We start from the raw sequence: 16,614 nt of genomic DNA on the forward strand, positions 1-16,614 counted from the left end.
GCGATCGTCAGTCGGTGGCGATGCTCGCGGCGGGCCCGCCGACCTTGGTCCATTGGAAGGTCGTCGACCCCGACCACTGGAAGACGCCGCTCTTGTCGGGGCTCAAGCCGTAGAGCCTGTCGCCGGCGACCGCGAAGGCGTTCCCGGGGCCACCGGCCTTGGTCCACTTGTCCGGTACGCCGTTGAACCTGTGGAGGTCGCCATTGGCGGGGTTGGTGGCGAACAGCCCCGCGCCGCCGCCGAACAGGGTTCCGGCCGGTCCGCCGACCCTGGTCCAGGTCGTGCCCGACCCGGTCCACTTCAGGACCGCGCCACCGCCCGGCGCCAGGCCGTACAGTGCCTCGTTGGTGACCGCGAAGGTCTTTCCGGGGCCGCCGACCTTGGTCCAACTGTCCGGGGTGCCGTTGTACTTCAGGATGTCGCCGGTGGTCGGGCTGGTGGCGAACAGGCCCGCTCCGCCCGCGTACAGCGTGCCCGCCGGTCCGCCGATCCTCGTCCAGGCGGTCCCTGATCCGGTCCATCGGAAGACGGCCTTCCTGTCCGGGCCGAGCCCGTACAGCGTGCCGTCGCTGACGACGAACTGGGCTCCGGGTCCGCCGATCCTGGTCCAGCTGTCCAGGGTGCCGTTGTACTTGAAGACGTCGCCGGTGGTCGGGCCGGTGGCGAAGAGGCCTCCGTCGCCGCCGATGAGGGTGCCTGCCGGCCCGCCGATCCGCGTCCAGGAGTTGCCGCCCGTCCGCTGGTGTACGGAGCTCTTGTCAGGGCTCAGTGCGTACAGATGGTGCGGGGTGTACGGTCGCGCCCGCCACGTGAGCGGTGCCAGGTCCACTCCGCCCGTGCCCCAGCCCGCGCTGCTCAGCCATCGGCTCCCGTCGTGGTCGGTGACGACCTCGGCCGCGTGGGACGGGAGGCGGCCCGCCTGGCCGGTGGCCGTGAAGCGCAGGGGGTCGGAACTCGCGTACACCTCGGCCCCGACGTAGTCGGCGGGCTCGGAGCCCCCGATGAACAGGTACCAGAGGCCGCCCTGCTGCATCACGTACGGGGATTCGGTCCAGCCGTCGCCGAGAGCGGTGAACGCGGTCTTGCGGGGACTCCAGGTGATCAGGTCCGTACTCGTCCGGTACGCGACGATGTTGCGTCCCCCGGTGGGCGTCTCCGTGGCGGTGTAATACATGACCCACTGGGATCCGACCCGGGTGACCATCGGGTCGCGTGCTTCCAGCCCGTCACGGAACAGTGGTCCTCCGGGGTGCCGTTCCCAGTGGATCAGGTCGGTGGAGGTGGCCAGGTTGATCTGGCTCCTGGAGAAGTCGCCGACGGTTTGCCCGCCCGCGTAGAACATGTAGTACGTGGAACCGGAGCGGACGACGTGCGGCGCCCACAGGTGCGACTCACCGTAGGAGGGGTCGACCGTCAGGGCCATGGGCTGCTTGGTCCACGGCCCGCGCAGGCTGGGCGCGGTGGCGTGGGCGAACGCGTCCTCGTTCTCGGGGTCGGCCGGTTCGGGGTGGGTGATGCCGAACAGGTGCCAGGTTCCGGTGGCCTCGTCACGGATGAAGGTGTGGTCGTTGATGTACCAGGGCTGTGACTCGCCGGCGCTGGGGTCGTAGATGCGGACGGAGTCACCGGTGCTCACCGAACCGGTGGCGGCCGATGCGGCGGTCACGGAGAGGGTGGGCGCGGTCGTGGTGGTGGAGGAGAGTGGGGCTGCGGTGGAGGGGAGTGTCCCGAGGAAGACCGCGATCAGAGCGGTGGCGGCCAGGGTGATGCGTGCTAACACGTGGCTCCAGAGGAAGGAGCGGACGGGCCCGGCCCACGAAGGCCGGGGCCGTCCGCTGATGGCGTCGCCGACTACCGGCCGGCGATGAAGGAGGCGGGGCCGCCGACCTTGTGCCAGACGGTGCCGTTGCCGGACCACTTGAACACCGCGTCACTGCTCGGCGACAGACCGTAGATCGCGTCCGAAGCGACCACGAACTGCTGACCGGCTCCACCGATCTTCGCCCAGTTGTTGGGGCCGTTCATCTTGAACACGTCACCGTTCGTCGGGTTCGTCGCGAACAGGCCCGCGCCACCCCCGTACAGCGTCCCGGCCGCTCCACCCACCTTGTTCCAGACGGTTCCGTTGCCCGACCACTGGAAGACCGCACTGCCATCAGGCGAGAGACCGAACAGACCGTTGCCCGTCACGGCGAACGTCTTCGCCGGGCCACCGACCTTGACCCAGTTGTTCGGGCCGTTCATCTTGTACAGATCACCGTTCGTGGGGTTCGTGGCGAACAGACCCGCACCACCCGCGAACAGCGTCCCGGCCGCCCCTCCGACCTTGTTCCAGACGGTTCCGTTGCCCGACCACTGGAAGACCGCACTACCGTCGGGCGAGAGACCGAACAGACCGTTGCCCGTCACCGCGAAGGTCTTCGCCGGACCACCCACCTTGGCCCAGTTGTTCGGGCCGTTCATCTTGTACAGATCACCGTTGGTCGGGTTCGTCGCGAACACGCCCGCACCGCCCGCGAACAACGTGCCGGCCGCACCACCCACCTTGTTCCAGGCAGTGCCGTTACCGGACCACTGGAACACCCCCGAACGGTCCGGAGACTGCGCGAACAACGTACTCCCCGCCGACACACCACAGTTCGTGCTCGTCATGGTGATCGGGCTGTCGGGGTTCATGACCAGCGGCCCCTGCCCCTGGAGGACGGGGTTGACGATGTGTTGGTTGTCGGCGTCCTGGTCGCTGGTGGGGTTGTAGAGCTGCTCGTAGTGCAGGTGGGGCCTGCCTTCCGATCCGACGTCCCCCATGTAGCCGACCACGTCGCCGCGCTTGACCCACGTGCCGGCAGGAACGACGCCGGTCATGTGCATGTACGTGGTGAACCATCCGCCGCCGTGCCGGATCTCCAACCCGCCCGGTGAGAAGGTCTCGTGCACGTAGCCGTCGGCCGAGGCGAGGATGGGGCTGCCCTCCCGCATGCCCTGCCGGTACGCGTCGATCTTCTTGTCGTCCGGGTTGTGACCTCGGTAGGTCTTCAACTCGATCACGCTGTTACAGGGGAAGGGCAGTAAGAAGTCCGGCCGTTCGGCCGCCGCGCTCGCCGGTGGAGCCGCAGCGGAGGCCGAAGCCGGCGCCGGCGCGATCGGTGCGAGCAGCAGCGCCGCCACCGCAGCGAGGAGGCCGACCCGTGTGATTCTCATGCGTCTCCTTGGAAGGGAATGAAGCCTGAAGACCTGTGACGTGGGGCTGCGGAACGGCGTCAGTATGGTTCCTCGGAGGTCCGGATGTGGAGTAAGTTTCTAGAAAATTATTCTGGTTCCGCCGGCGCGATAGCGTCGCCGCAGAGCGTGCCCGGGGCGGCCCAACGCCCCGACCAGGCGCACATTCACGGTCCGGCACTAGACTTCCCGCCCATGGCAACGAAGCAGTCCCGTGGCGAGATAACCGTCGAACGCTTGCTGGCCGCGGCACTCCAGGTGTACGCGTCCGCAGGCCAGGCCGGCTTCACGGTCCACGCGATCACCTCGGCCAGCGGGGTCAGCCTGGGCAGCCTGTACCACCACTTCGGCAGCGTCGACGGCCTGGCCGCCACGCTCTACTCGCGCTGTCTGAAGCAGCAGTACACCGAGGTGCTCACCGCCTTCGGCCGCGCCAGGAGCGCCCGTACCGGGATCCGCGCACTGGTGACCGCGTACCTGCGGTTCACCAGGGAGAACCCGGAGATGGCCCGGTTCCTGCACGGCTCGGCCTACTCGAGTTACCTGGCCGTCCACGCGGACCGGGCCCGCGGGGTCGAGCCGGACCACTTTCCGCGCGTCGCCGACCACTTGAGGCCGTGGGTGGAGGCGGGTGAGATCGCGCCACTGCCCGACGCGCTGCTGGAGGTCCTGGTCGTCGGGCCGGTGGCGGTCGCCGCCCACCGCTGGCTGGCCACCCCGCAGGACATCGACCTGTCCGAGACCACCCGTGTCCTGTCCGACCGCATCTGGCGCTCGATCCAGCCGTAGTCGCGGGCGGGTCGCGTTGCCGCGCCGGCCTCATCTCCCCTGACTCGCCCTTCTGTTCGGTGACCTAGACTGCCGAGCGACGGAGCGCGATGCCCCCGGTGAGCCGAAAGGTCGATGGCGCAGGACGATGACACAGCGACGAGAGACCGGCCCGCCGGGCACGACCACAGGCGGGACGACGGCTCCCGGGGCCGGCGGCCCGTGGGACTCGGCGCTGTCGACCGAGGAGTACGCCGCCGTCATGGGCGCCGGGTTCGAGCCGGTCGGTCAGGTGCTCGGCACGATCGTCGTCAACGCCGAGTACGGCGGGGTCGGAGGGTGCCCCGGCGCGTGGACGGTCCAGGACGGCGAGCGGGTGCCGTTCTCCCGGTGGGTGCCGTCGTTGGCGCAGACGGCCCGGTCGATCCACGCGGCGCGCGCCCGGGCGCTGTCCCGCGCGGCGGCCGAGTGCGGCGCCCTCGGCGGTGACGGGATCGTCGGGGTGGAGCTCGGCGTCGACCGCTTTCCCGAAGGGTTCGTGGAGTACTCCGTACGGGGAACCGCGGTCCGGGCCCGCTCGCACGTCCGGCCGCAGCGGCCGTTCACCTCGCACCTGACGGGTCAGGACTTCGCCAGGCTCCTGTACGCCGGATGGGTCCCCACCGGCCTCGCCTTCGGCATCGCCATCGAGATCCGGCACGACGACTGGCGCACCTCGCGCCGGACCGCCTGGACGGCGGACAACCAGGAGGTCGACGGCTACACGCAACTCCTCGGCCACGTCCGCCACGAGGCCCGCAGGCAGCTGGCGCTGGACGCGGCGAAGCACGGCGGCGACGGACTGGTCGTCGACGACGTGGAGTTGACGGTGAGCGAGGCCGAGTGCTCCTCGGTCGGGTACGCCCGCGACTTCATCGCCGAGGCCGCCTTCGTCGGCACCTCCATCGCCCGGTTCAGCCGGTCCGGGCGGCCTGCCGAATCCACCCCACTGACCATGATGAGACTGGAGCGCGAGCGCTGACATGACGGAGCCAACGGGGCGGGAAGCCGCCGACGGAACGGCGCGGCCGGCCGTGGAGGACGTGTCCGAGGACGCCATGCGGCGGCTCGCGCGACCCCGGTCGGGGGAAGGGACGGCGCCGTTCACCTCGAACCTGTCCGTGAACGAGTTCCTGCTGGTGCGCGAGGCCGGGTTCCGCCCGCTCGGGCTCGTCCTCGGCTCGTCCGTCTACCACGTCGGCGTCCAGTTCGGCCGGTGGTCGAAGAACCAGGAGCTGACCAAGCTGTCGCAGGCCATGTACCACGCGCGCGAACTGGCGATGAGCCGCATGGAGGCGGAGGCGAGCGCCCTGGGTGCCGACGGGGTGGTGGCGGTGCGGCTGGACATCGAGTTCAAGGAGTTCGGCTCGGACGTCGCCGAGTTCATCGCCGTCGGTACGGCGGTCAAGGCGGCCGGCGCGGACCCGGGACCGGCCGGGACCTGGCTCAACAACAAGGGCAGGCCGTTCACCTCGGACCTTTCGGGCCAGGACTTCTGGACGCTCGTACGGGCCGGCTACGCGCCGCTGGACATGGTCATGGGCTCCTGCGTCTACCACGTCGCGCACCAGCGGTTCGCCCAGGTGCTGAGCACCTCGGGCCGCAACGTCGAGATCGAGCCGTTCACCCAGGCGCTGTACGGCGCACGCGAGTTGGCGATGGGCCGCATGCGGGCCGAGGCGCAGGAACTCGACGCGGAGGGGATCGTGGCGGTCCGGCTGCGGCAGCACTCGCATTCCTGGGGGGCGCACACCACCGAGTTCTTCGCGGTCGGGACGGCGGTCCGCCCGCTGCGCGACGACCACTCCATCGACCGGCCGAGTCTGGTGCTGAGCCTCGATGACTGAGCCCTCGGACGTGAACATGCTGGCCGCGGCGCTGCGCCGGGACGGCGAGGACCTCAGGCTGTACGTCGCCGTGCTGGCGGCGAACCTGACGGACTCGCTCCCGGCGGGCGCCGTACGGGTCAGGCGCAGGCGGTCCGTCAGGGAACGGATGGCGGGGCGCGAGGGTTCCGTCGCCGAACTGGACGTCGCGCTCGGAGAGCGGCGGCTCCTGCTGCGGGTGGACCCCGAGGGCCGGGTGGCCGGGGAGGACTGCCACGAGGTGCGGGGCGTCGTCCTCTCGCGGCGTCCGGTGGGTCTGGACGGATGGATCGACGCCCTGGCCCGGGCGCTGACGGAAGCCGCCGCCGCGAACGCCCGGGCCCGCGAGGCCGTGGAACGCTTCCTGTCCTGACGGCGGGACCACCGGGAACGTGGGCCCCTCTACACGGGTGCGGGCGGCTCAGAAGCTGTTGCGGCGGCGCATCCCGAAGGGGCGGCCGTCCGGGTCGATCAGGGCGCGGTGCAGTGGCGTCGCGAGCAGGCGCCGGGGGCCGGAGAGGTCCGGCGGGACGTAGCGCCGTAGCCGGCCCGCCGGGCGCGGTCCGCGGCGGCCGGCCGCGTGCCAGTCGTCCAGGGCCGCCGCGCAGGTCACGAACCGGTCGAAGGCGGTCTTCGGATCGCCCAGCTCCGACCCCTCCCCCTGCGGCACGTCCAGGTGCTCGCGCATGAGCTCCAGGCGCAACCGCCGGGCGAAGGGGCGGGCCCCGTCCCCCAGCCCGCCCGGATCGTACGGGGGATCCTGATCGCGGCCACGGTCGAGGACGCTGCAGCTCAGCTCGGAGTCGTGCGTCCACGAGCGCAGGTTGACGTTGTCGGAGCCGACGGCGGCCCATACGTCGTCGATCACGCAGACCTTGGCGTGCACGTACACGGGGGTTGCCTCGTGGTTCTCCAGGCCGTAGACCGCGACCCGGTCGCCGCCCGCCCGGCGCAGTTCCCGCAGGGCGGTGATCCGGCCGATCAGGTTCATGGGGCGGGTGAGCCAACCGTCCTGGTCGGGGACGGAGGGGATGACGGCGACCAGGCGGAGCCCCGGGTGCGTGCGCAGCGCCCGGGCGAAGCAGGCCACGACGCGCGGGGACCACAGGTACTGGTCCTCCAGGTAGATCAGGGCCCGGGCCCGCCGCAGGGCCTTGAGATAGCCGCGGGCGATGCTGCGCTCGCCGTCGGGGGCGAAGGGGTAGCCGCGCAGCAACCGGTTCGGGTAGGTGCGCAGTACCTGTACGGCGTGGGTGCCGCACGTCGGTGGGTCGGGGCCCTGCGGGGGCAGCTCGTCGGCGCTGGTGTCCTCGCGGCCCCACCGTTCCCGCAGGCGGATCACGGGACTGCGGGAGAGTGGCGCGGGGTCCTCCCAGCGTTCGCGGAAGACGGCCTCGACGTCGCCGACGGCGGGCCCGCGCACGGCGAGCTGGACGTCGTGCCACGGCGGGTGCGGGCCGTACGCCGGGGCCATGGGCAGTGACTGGGGGTCGCCCCGGTGGGCGGCGTCGTCGTTGCGGTTGTGGCACAGGTCGATGCCGCCGACGTACGCGACGTCGCGCTCCGGGCGGCCCGTGTGGCGCAGGACGACCATCTTCTGGTGGTGGGAGCCGCCGGGTCGTACGCGCAGGTCGAGGAGGCATTCGCCGCCGGCGGCCTCGATGTCCTCGCCGAGTGAGCGGTTCTCCTCCTCGCTGAAGCGGAAGCCGTCCAGGTGGGAGCGCCACAGGAGCCCCTTGACGATGACGCCGCGTCGCGCGGCTTCGCCGAGTACGGTCGCGACTTCCGTACCGGGTCCGTTCAGCCGTTCGTCGGGGTCGCCGCGCCAGTCGGTGAACAGGATCAGGTCGCTCGCCCGCGTCTCCCGGATCCCGGTGAGGAGCTCAGCGAAGTACGCGGCTCCGTGGACCAGGGGTCGGGCGTCGTTGCCCTCGGACCAGGCGGCGCCGTCCGCGCGGCGCTTCTCCAGCCGTGTGGCGGCGTTTCCGCGTTCTCCGGGCTCCAGCAGCCAGTCCGAGCGGGTCATGCGAGACCTCCCTCGTCGTGCGCCTACCCGCTACGGGCGCCGTACACCCGTGCGCCCCACCGGAGGCACCAGAGCCCTCGGAACCGGCGGGACGGTCGCGGTCCGGTTACTCCTCGTCCTCGTCCGTGACCGTGTTCCAGGCCGGCAGTGTCGTTCCGGCGGCGGTCGTGATCTCCAGCAGCTCGCACTTCATGTGGTGGACGGCGGCGAGGAGGCGCCGCTCGACCCGTCCGCTGTCCTCGGGCGGGAAGTCGATGCGGATCTGGTGGGGGTCGCGGATGTCGTAGGTCAGCAGCCAGTCGGCGTCGAGGGTCGCGAAGTGGTCCTGTCCCGTGTCGTCGTACGTCGAGCGCCACGAGCCTCGGGGGGTGGTGGGAGCCAGTGCCTCGCGCAGGAGCTCCAGGCGCTCGGGGTGGGAGAGGGGGCCCTCGGACAGGACCAGGCACCGGTGGGTGTGGGGACGGAAGGTGTTGAACCACGGGGCCAGGTTCGGCTCCGTGGCCGCCTGCAGTTCGGAGCCGGCGCTTCCGCGGGCCCAGCCCTCGATGAACCGGGCCGCGCCGATGCCGTGCGTCTCGTACCGGCCCGCCCGGCTCCACACCACGACGGGCCAGTGTTCGGGGGCTCCGTCGGTCTGCCAGCACAGCCGGTCGGCGTCCATGGTCGTACCCCAGACCAACAGGGCGCCCGGAGCGGGGTGCAGCGGATACGGGTGGCGCTCGCGGTCCGGTTCGGGATCGTCTGGGGGGTAGGGGCGCTGCCACTCGATGCCGTTGTGCCTGCTCGTGCCGAAGGGCGTGTGGAGGTAGAGGAGGTCACAGAACTCCCCCCAGCCGTAGGTCTCGACGAGTCGCTTGTAGTCGTCGGGCAGTCGGGTGCCGATCGCCGCCTCCACGGCGGTCCAGTCCCCGAGGGCGTCCACGGGTGCGGCCGGCGGTGCCACGAGCCGGGTGAGCCGGTCACAATCGGTCTCGGTCGTCCTCGTTTCGGCCATGGGGGCAGCGTAGTCATCCCCACATGAGGTGATCCACGCGGTTTCGACCCGTGAGCGGCGGCGCCTTGGGCGGCCCCGGGGGGGGCGACTTCAAACATTCCGCGAATCCATGATCGCCTCAGCCTGGCGTGGAGTTACGGTGTCGACCCGCGACAGGCACCAACACGGTTCGACGAAAGGCAACTTGTGAACATGCGTGACGACGCGCGACCGGCGCAGGCCTCCCCGTCCGGGGACCTCGAACGGCTGCTGGTGACGGCAGGGGATCTGGCCGGGGCGGGACTCGACGACTTCACCGAGCTGGCTTCGCCCTCCTCCGACGAGGACCCGCCGCCGATGACCGCCGCGACTCCGGAACTGACGGCCGTCCTGAACCGGGCGTTCGGCGACAAGGCCGCGCGCGAGGTCCGGACCTCGTTCATGAACGCCGACTCCTCCATCGTCGTCGACGAAGGGGTCTCGGAGCGGGTGGCGGGGGCGGCCGCGGCCTGGATGGCCGACATGCGCCGGGTCTACGCCGAGTGCGACGCCTGGACGATGGACCTCGGCGAGCAGGAGATCACCGTCGAGCTGGTGGACCCGGCCGGCGACCCCGGCGAGCCCCTCAAGGTGGAGCGGAGGTTCGGTGACGGTGACGAGGCCCTGATGCGCACCATGCTCGCCGGCCCCGCCGGGCAGCAGGCCCAGATCACCACCCTCCTGGTGCGCCGGGGCGACCGGGCCCTGGAACTGACCTTCCGCAGCCTGGCGACCGAGCCGGGCGGCCCCGAGGCCGCCCGGCTCGCCACGGCGGTGTCGAGGTTCCTGGAGCTGGCTCCGGCGAAGTTCCTGGGGGCGCCGCGCGCCTAGCCTCGCGTGCCCGAGGAACGCGCGCACGCGGTGCGCGGACGGTCGTCGCCCCCGGCCGTCCGGCACCGGTCCGTTCTCAGCCGGGCGGGGACAGCGCCGCGTCCAGCTCGTCCGTCGATCGCAGGCGGGCGGCGCGGGCGAACAGGTCGCGGACGTCCCGGTGTTCCCCGTACGGGTAGCGGAGGTCCCAGTGCTCGACGACGTACTCCAGCAGGTCGAAGCGTCCCGCGCGGGCGATCGTCGACGCGGCCAGCAGGCTCTGTCGGACGTCCAGCTGGGTCATCGGCGGATCGACACGGTTGGGGCGGCGCAACGTCATCATGGCCTGCATCGCGAGGACGGGCTCGGGTGAGGTGTGGAGGTCGGGGTTCCGGGTCCATCGCGGTAGTTCGGTGCCGCCGGCGGGCGTCCAGTCGGCGAACTCGGCGTACAGCTCGGGGAGCACCGGTACGGGATGCTCCGCCGCCCCGAAGGGGCGACCCGCGAGCACGGCGTCGATGCGCGCGGCGGCGTCCTCGTGGAACCAGACGAACTCCTCGCGCACCAGACGGGCGTTGAGCCAGGGGTCGTCCTGGGCGAGCAGCTCCGGGATCAGGACTTCGTCCCGCAGTTCTCCGTACGGCCACGGGTACGGCGGGTCGGACGGCAGGGGCACCCGGGACCGGTCCAGCAGCGCGTCCCACAGCAGCCCGTCCCCGCGGCGGACGAGGGCGCGCAGTGTGGCGGGGTCGCGGGTGGTGCGTACGAGGACCAGGCAGGTCGGCACGTCGAGGCGGCCCACCACGGCGTCGGCCGACCCCGCGGGGGCGAGCGCGAGGAGAGCGGCCGCGGCACCCTGGAGGAGCCGGGCGGGGGTCGGCCCGGCGGGCGGCTCCGCGTGTGCCGCGACGAGCAGTTCGGGAAGGGTGCCGTCGAAACCGGCCGCCAACAGGCCCACGGCACGCACCCAGGGGCCGGGGGCGGCTCCCAGCCGGTCGCGGACCAGATCGGCGGCCTCCTGCGGGCCCGGGCCCACGAGGAAGTCGGAGGCGGGCACCACGTCGAGCGGACTGCCGCCCTCGGCGAGCCGGGCGGCGGTCCGCAGCAGTCGGGGTAGGGGGCCCGCGAAGTACGGGGTGAGGCGGCGCAGCGCGAGCCACAGCCGCGCCTCGGCCGCCGGTGTGTCGATCGCCTCCCGTGTCAGGAAGTCGGCGACGGCGCGGGCGATCGCGTCCTCGGGGACGGCGTGGAGGAGGCCGCCTACGGGGTGCGCGTGGCGCAGGACGTCATCGGGGGTCAGGGCCGGCTCCCACCCGGGCTCGGGGCGGGCCGCGGAGACGAGCGTCTCGGCGCAGTTCCACTGGGACATCGGGACGCCGACGTTGGTACGGGTCAGCGTGGTGACGGCGGTGGCCCGGTCGGCGTACCGCCGCAGCAGGTCGAGGCCTTCGAGTCGGGGGTGCCCGAGGGCTTCCACAACGTCGGGCGGGCAGTCCGCGCGGGCGAGGAGGACCCTGTGGCGTTCGCGGGTCTCCCGAGCGCGGTGTCGTGCCTCGGGGGCGGCGAGGCGGCGGCGGACGAGGTCCCAGTCCACCCGGTACCAGCGGTCGCCGGTGACGGCTCGGCTCGCGGCGGCGAGTTCGGCCTGGCGGTACTGGTCGAGCGCGTCCGAGTCCACGCGCGCCGGCAGGCGCAGGCCCCAGACGTGGAGCGCCTCGTTCAGATGGGCGTCGCCGTCCTCCCGGAGCGCCGACGCGGCGTCGTACAGGGGTCGCACGGAACCTCGGGTCCGGGCCGCCTCGAACGCCTCGCGGACGCGCGGGTCGCGGACGCCGGGGGCTTCGGAGGCGCGTTCGAGGAGCCTGCGCGGCTCGTCGGGGCGGCCCGAGCCCCACAGTCGGATGGCCGCGACCAACTGCTGGTAGGGGGTCAGCAGTTCGGTGTCGCTGAAGAGGGAGGCGAGCAGGGCTCTGGCCGCGAGGCCCGGTTCGCGGGAGTCGTAGCAGATCCGCAGGAGGTCCGGGTCCCAGGGGACGGGGGTCGGGGCACCGTCGATCAGGGCGTGGACGGCCGGGGTGCGCGGCAGCGGGTCGGCGGAGCCGGCTGCGAACGGGCGGCCTTCCAGCAGGGCGAGTCGGGTGGCGGGGGCCGGTCGGGGGGTGTCGTGGGGCCGCCCGCCGTCGAGGCCGGTGAGCAGCCATTCGTTGATCTCCGGGTCGTCCTGGGTCAGGAAGAGGCGTTCGAACGCCGCGTCCTTGCCGTCCTGGCTCCCGTACCGCGCGTGCGAGGACCCGAGGAGCCGCTGCCAGATCGCGCGGTCACGGGTGTCGACCAAGGCCTGCGCGAGGGGTGATCCGGGGATGTCTCCGAAGGGGAACCCGCGCAGGGCTCCCTCCGCCAGACGCCGGAGCAGGGGGCGTCGCACGTGCTCGGGGGCGAGGGGGACCATCCAGGACACCGGCGTGCTCGGGTCGATGGGGCGGTCCGAGGCCCTGCCGGCGCTCTCGTGGCGGGCGGCGGCGTCGAGCAGGGCCGGCATGTCGCCCTCGAAGCCGTACGCGAGCAGTTCGAACGCGCTGTGCCAGGCCTGTTCGTCGTCGCCGAGCCGGGTCCGGAACCGCCTTCGGACCTCGGGGAGCGGACAGGACGTCCAGGTGCCGCGCGCGAAGTCCCCGGCGCGTGGGGCGAGCCACTGCCTCTCGACGGCCTCGGTGGGCTCGGCCGGCTCCGTCTCCCCGGCCTCGTCGCGGCCCGCGTCGTGCTCGGCCTGCCAGTCTCGCAGGCCCTGGGGTGGGGTGTACCCGTTCCGCCGCAGGATGGCCGCCCGTTCCTCCGGTGTGAGCGCCGAGGCGACCAGGGCCGCGGCGCCGTGTCCGGCGTGCGCGAAGAGGAGGAGGAAGGCTCTGTCGAACTCTTGTACTTCTGGCGTGCTCATATCAGGCCACGCTACCCACCCGGCGGGCCGGAGCTCGGATCGACTCTTGGGGTGGGGTCGATCCGCGCGGCCGGCCCTTCCGTCGGGGCGGTGAGGGCCCGCCCGGCCGTGGCCGTGGCCGTACCCGTGGCGCCTTCGTGGCCGGGCCGTGTCCCGGTCGACGACCCGGCGCAGCGCACCATGATCGCGGCGGACCTAGGCTGCGACGCACGTGGTCGTCAAGGGCGGGGGCGGAACATGGCGGGGATGCGGGTGCGCGGGCGGGTACGGGAGCGGGGCAGGGCGGTACGGGTGCACGAGGTGCGGCGGTGGCACGCCGACGGGGAACGCGCCGAACGGACCGCGCGGCGCTTCCTGGCGGGTGCCCGGCTGCTCGCGGGCGGGGCCGTGCTGCTCGGGCACCTCGCGGTGCTGCTGCTGTGGCGGGACCCCGGCGCGGGTGGGCAGCGGTGGGCGCTCGGCGTGGGCGGGGTCGCGCTGGGCCTCGGGGCGCTGTGGGTGACGGTCCTCGACCGGGCCGCCCGCTGGGTGCGGGCCGGGGTGGTCACCGACGCGGGCAGTGGCCCGCCGGAGGCGACCGGGCTGCTCCCGGACGCCCTGGGCGGGCCTGCGGACCGGCTGTGGGACTGGGCGCGGCTGCTGCACCTGGTCTCGTTGTGCTTCCCGCTCGGCGCGTTGGTCGCCGCCCTGGCGAGTTCGGCCGACGACCAGGGCCTGCGCGAGCTGTCCCGTTGGGGCGCCACCGGCTTCGCCCTGCTGTTGACCGCGATCATGGGCGGCGTCATCGGCGGACTGGCCTTCGGCCTGGTGGACTCCGAGGAGGAGTGCTGGACGGTCCGCGGGGCGCTGCGCCGCCTGCGCCGGTACGCCGTACCGTTCCTGCTCACGGCGCCGTGGCTCGCCGGCCTCCACACCGTCTGGAGCGCGCTGTCGGTGGGCGCGGCGCTGTTGTGGCTGCTCATCGCGCCCGTGAACCACGTGGGCTCCCACATTCCGGGATCCTCGTCGGACTGACGGCCCGAGGGATCGATGGCCTGACGGGCCTGCGCGCGCCGGGCCGGTGCGCCGAGCGGCGTGCCGTGCCGCGTGCGGGGGCTGGGGCGGCCCGGTGGGGGTAGGCGCCGGTGGTGGTGAGGCGTCGTACGCGGTCCTGCTTCCGCCGGCCGTCGCCGCACCGACCAGCGCCCTCGAAAGGCAGGCCCGCCCCATGGCACAGCGCACCTCCCGTCCCCGACGTCGCGCCGCGGTACGCGCGTTCCTCGCCCGGCACTCCGGGCCCGACGCGGCGTTCGGTCGCAGGCTGGTGGGGGCGGTGGCGGCCACCGCCGTGGCCGCGGTGCCGTTCGCCCTGGTCTTCGTCCTCGTGGAATCCCGGTGGGCGCCGCTGTACCGGCTCGACCGGGAGGTGGCGCGGCGACTGCACGACGCCGCCCTGGAACATCCCTCCCTGGTGGGCGTGCTGGAGTTCTTCACGAGCGTGGTGTGGGATCCGGTCACCCTGCGCCTCCTGGTGGCCGCCCTGGTGGTGTGGCTGCTCTCGCGGCGGGCGTGGCGGCTCGCGGCCTGGGCGGGTGTCACCTCGGTGTCGGGGGCGCTGATCGGGTTCCTGGTGAAGAACGTGACGGAGCGTGCCCGTCCGCACCTGCCGGAGCCCGTGTCCCACGCCCCCGGTTTCTCCTTCCCCTCCGGCCACGCCATGACGGCCATGACCACGTGCGCCGTGCTCCTGCTGGTGCTGCTCCCGCTGGTCCCCCGCCGCTTGCGCGCGGTGCCGTGGGTCCTCGCGGCGACGGCGGTGCTGGGGGTCGGTTACACACGGGTCGCGCTGGGGGTCCACTGGGTGAGTGACGTGGCCGGTGGCTGGTTGCTCGGCCTCGCCGTGGTCACGGCCACGACCCTCGCCTTCGAGGCCTGGCGCGGCGACAGCGGACGTCCGCGCACCGCGGTGGGCGACGGTCTGGAGCCGGAGATCGCGACCGGGTCCGACCCGGAGGCCCCCGTGGGCACGGGCTCCCGCCGCACGGGATCGTCCGGGCCTGACTCCTGAGCCGGCGCGGTCAGGCCGTGCGGGCGGTGGAGGACTTCGGGGACGGCAGCCGCAGCGGCTTCGCGACCGCCGCGCAGAAGTCGGCGAGCCCCGTGGCCAGGGCCGCTCTGGAGGCTTCCGGCATCGCAGACATCGCCTCGGCCAGCACCTCCTGCCTGCGCTCACGCAGTCGTTCGAGGTAGAGCCGGCCCGCGGCGGTCAGGCGCAGCAGTACCTCGCGGCGGTCGTCGGCCCCCGGGTGCCGTTCGAGGAACCCCACGGCCTCCAGTCGGTCGCAGAGGCGGGTGACGGACGGCGGCGCCGCCTCCAACAGGCCGCCGAGTTCCCGCAGGTTCAGGCAGCCGTTCGCCTCGACGAGGAAGAGCACCCGCGCCTGCGTCGAGGACACCGGTGGGGCGCTGGCCGTGTCCCGACCGCGCTCCCAGACCACCTCCAGCAGCTCGATCAGCTCGCTCGTCCGCGCCACCGCCGACGCCGCCGACACGGCCGCTGGAGGCTGCGGGGAGCCGATCGACCGCTGACCCATGTGACACTCCCTACCGAACGTACGCGCAGCCTCCCCCGGCGGGCCGGCGGCTTCGTCGTTCCCCATTTTGGCAGTTGCGAGAGAGACGGGTACGGGGCCGGTGGCTGGAGTCGTGGGTGGCGAGGGTGTCAGGGGAGGCGGGGCCGTCGAGCGCGCGCTGCGCGGTGCGGCCCCGCACGGGTTGTTCGAGGAGGTCCGGGCCGTCCTGACCCGCGAGTACGGGGCCGCCGGCGCCGAGCTCCTGATGGCGGACTACGCCTCGGCGCGGCTCCAGCCTGTGACGGAGCGGCCCTTCACCGCCGATTCGGTGTCGGCGTACAACAGCGCCGAGGGCCGGGCCTTCGGGTCGCAGGAGCCGCACGTGGTGCCGGGGGGCGGGGGGACCGTCGTACACGTGCCGGTGACGGTCCGCGGGGACCGGCTCGGGGTCCTGAGCGTGCGCTTCGATGCCGGGGTCGCGGTCGAAGGGCTCCTCGGGTCGCTGCGGGACGTGGCCGACGCCCTGGCGCACGAGATCCTCGTCGCGGACCGCGACACCGACTTCTTCCTCCAGGCGCGCCGGGCCAGGAGGCTCACGCTGGCCGCCGAGATGCAGTGGCAGCTGCTCCCGGGGCGCGCCTGCTCCCGTCCCGAGTACGACCTCGGGGCGCAACTGGAACCCGCGTACGCCATCTTCGGCGACAGCTTCGACTGGTCGGCGTCCGCGGATCACCTGACGCTGACCGTCAACAACGGCATGGGTGAGGGCATCGACGCGGCCTTGTTGACCAACCTCGCCGTCAGTGCCCTGCGCAACGCCCGGCGCGCCGGGCTCGGTCTGGCCGATCAGGCGGCCCTGGCGGACCAGGCCCTGCACGGGCAGTACCGGGGGGAGCTGCACCTGGCGATGCTGCTGCTGCGCTTCGACCTGGACAGCGGCGAGGTCGAGGTCATCGACGCGGGGTCGCCGCGGATCTGGCGGCTGCGCGGGAGCACGGTGGAGCCGATCGCGTTGGAGGCGCAGTTGCCGCTGGGCATGTTCGAGGACACTGTCTATACCTGCCAGCGCTTCCGGGTCCTGCCCGGGGACCGGTTGTTCTTCCTGAGCGACGGGGTCTACGGCGTCGCCTCCCCGGCCGGGGAGGCGTACGGTCTGCACGCCCTGGCCCGGACCATCCTGGGTACGCGGTTGTTGCCGCCCTCGCAGGTGCCGCGGGCCTTGCTGGCGGAGCTGTCGGGGTACCGGGGCGGCGTGGACGCCGTCGACGACGCGATGGTGGTCTGCCTCGACTGGCACGGCCGGCCCGGCTCGGGGGGTGCGGTGTAGGGCGTCCCTCGGGCCCGGCGCGCTCCGGGGGACACGGTCCGGGCGGCGGGGCGGGTCGGGCGGC

14 protein-coding genes are annotated in these 16,614 nt (G+C 72.8%); 8 read left to right on the forward strand and 6 right to left on the reverse strand.

Annotation, left to right across the window (positions count from 1 at the left end):
* Positions 1-7: 7 nt before the first annotated feature.
* Both ACZ6ZI_RS22600 and ACZ6ZI_RS22605 read right to left on the reverse strand, forming a co-directional pair.
* Positions 8-1,780 carry a hypothetical protein gene (locus ACZ6ZI_RS22600; RefSeq protein WP_469523636.1) on the reverse strand — a complete coding sequence of 591 codons (1,773 nt, stop codon included), beginning with the start codon at positions 1,778-1,780 and terminating at the stop codon, positions 8-10.
* A gap of 71 nt (positions 1,781-1,851) precedes the next feature.
* Positions 1,852-3,198: a peptidoglycan DD-metalloendopeptidase family protein gene (locus ACZ6ZI_RS22605; RefSeq protein ID WP_469523637.1), complete on the reverse strand. Its 1,347-nt coding sequence runs from the start codon at positions 3,196-3,198 to the stop codon at positions 1,852-1,854.
* Between the two features lie 213 nt (positions 3,199-3,411).
* On the opposite strand from ACZ6ZI_RS22605, the gene ACZ6ZI_RS22610 reads away from it, so the two are divergent.
* The 4 genes from ACZ6ZI_RS22610 (at position 3,412) to ACZ6ZI_RS22625 (ending at position 6,261) form a co-directional block, all read left to right on the forward strand.
* Positions 3,412-4,005: a TetR/AcrR family transcriptional regulator gene (locus ACZ6ZI_RS22610; RefSeq protein ID WP_469523639.1), complete on the forward strand. Its 594-nt coding sequence runs from the start codon at positions 3,412-3,414 to the stop codon at positions 4,003-4,005.
* 127 nt (positions 4,006-4,132) lie between these two features.
* Positions 4,133-5,005 carry a heavy metal-binding domain-containing protein gene (locus tag ACZ6ZI_RS22615; RefSeq protein WP_469523641.1) on the forward strand — a complete coding sequence of 291 codons (873 nt, stop codon included), beginning with the start codon at positions 4,133-4,135 and terminating at the stop codon, positions 5,003-5,005.
* 1 nt (position 5,006) lies between these two features.
* On the forward strand, positions 5,007-5,870 hold the full coding sequence (locus tag ACZ6ZI_RS22620) for a heavy metal-binding domain-containing protein (protein ID WP_469523643.1): 864 nt from the start codon (positions 5,007-5,009) through the stop codon (positions 5,868-5,870).
* Positions 5,863-6,261, forward strand: coding sequence for a hypothetical protein (locus tag ACZ6ZI_RS22625; protein ID WP_469523645.1), 399 nt, complete (start codon positions 5,863-5,865; stop codon positions 6,259-6,261). The genes ACZ6ZI_RS22620 and ACZ6ZI_RS22625 overlap by 8 nt, the downstream gene beginning before the upstream one ends.
* Before the next feature lie 48 nt (positions 6,262-6,309).
* On the opposite strand, the gene ACZ6ZI_RS22630 is transcribed toward ACZ6ZI_RS22625, so the two are convergent.
* Both ACZ6ZI_RS22630 and ACZ6ZI_RS22635 read right to left on the reverse strand, forming a co-directional pair.
* Positions 6,310-7,914 (reverse strand): phospholipase D family protein, encoded by a 1,605-nt coding sequence (locus ACZ6ZI_RS22630; protein WP_469523646.1) that lies wholly within the window; start codon positions 7,912-7,914, stop codon positions 6,310-6,312.
* A 106-nt stretch (positions 7,915-8,020) separates the two neighbouring features.
* Positions 8,021-8,908, reverse strand: coding sequence for an SMI1/KNR4 family protein (locus ACZ6ZI_RS22635; RefSeq protein ID WP_469523648.1), 888 nt, complete (start codon positions 8,906-8,908; stop codon positions 8,021-8,023).
* Positions 8,909-9,100: 192 nt separating this feature from the next.
* Between ACZ6ZI_RS22635 and ACZ6ZI_RS22640 the strand changes: the two genes are divergently transcribed.
* Positions 9,101-9,757: a hypothetical protein gene (locus tag ACZ6ZI_RS22640; RefSeq protein WP_469523650.1), complete on the forward strand. Its 657-nt coding sequence runs from the start codon at positions 9,101-9,103 to the stop codon at positions 9,755-9,757.
* 76 nt (positions 9,758-9,833) lie between these two features.
* On the opposite strand, the gene ACZ6ZI_RS22645 is transcribed toward ACZ6ZI_RS22640, so the two are convergent.
* Positions 9,834-12,671 (reverse strand): hypothetical protein, encoded by a 2,838-nt coding sequence (locus ACZ6ZI_RS22645; RefSeq protein ID WP_469523652.1) that lies wholly within the window; start codon positions 12,669-12,671, stop codon positions 9,834-9,836.
* Between the two features lie 237 nt (positions 12,672-12,908).
* Between ACZ6ZI_RS22645 and ACZ6ZI_RS22650 the strand changes: the two genes are divergently transcribed.
* Positions 12,909-13,685: a hypothetical protein gene (locus ACZ6ZI_RS22650; protein ID WP_469523653.1), complete on the forward strand. Its 777-nt coding sequence runs from the start codon at positions 12,909-12,911 to the stop codon at positions 13,683-13,685.
* Between the two features lie 193 nt (positions 13,686-13,878).
* Entirely contained in the window at positions 13,879-14,718 is an 840-nt protein-coding gene (locus ACZ6ZI_RS22655; protein WP_469523654.1) for a phosphatase PAP2 family protein, read from the forward strand.
* A 10-nt stretch (positions 14,719-14,728) separates the two neighbouring features.
* On the opposite strand, the gene ACZ6ZI_RS22660 is transcribed toward ACZ6ZI_RS22655, so the two are convergent.
* Entirely contained in the window at positions 14,729-15,244 is a 516-nt protein-coding gene (locus ACZ6ZI_RS22660; RefSeq protein WP_469523655.1) for a MarR family winged helix-turn-helix transcriptional regulator, read from the reverse strand.
* 100 nt (positions 15,245-15,344) lie between these two features.
* Here ACZ6ZI_RS22660 and ACZ6ZI_RS22665 point away from each other — a divergent pair, with 100 nt between their 5' ends.
* Entirely contained in the window at positions 15,345-16,550 is a 1,206-nt protein-coding gene (locus tag ACZ6ZI_RS22665) for a PP2C family protein-serine/threonine phosphatase (RefSeq protein WP_469523657.1), read from the forward strand.
* Positions 16,551-16,614: the final 64 nt, after the last annotated feature.

This window comes from Streptomyces sp. NPDC103540 (assembly GCF_055584445.1).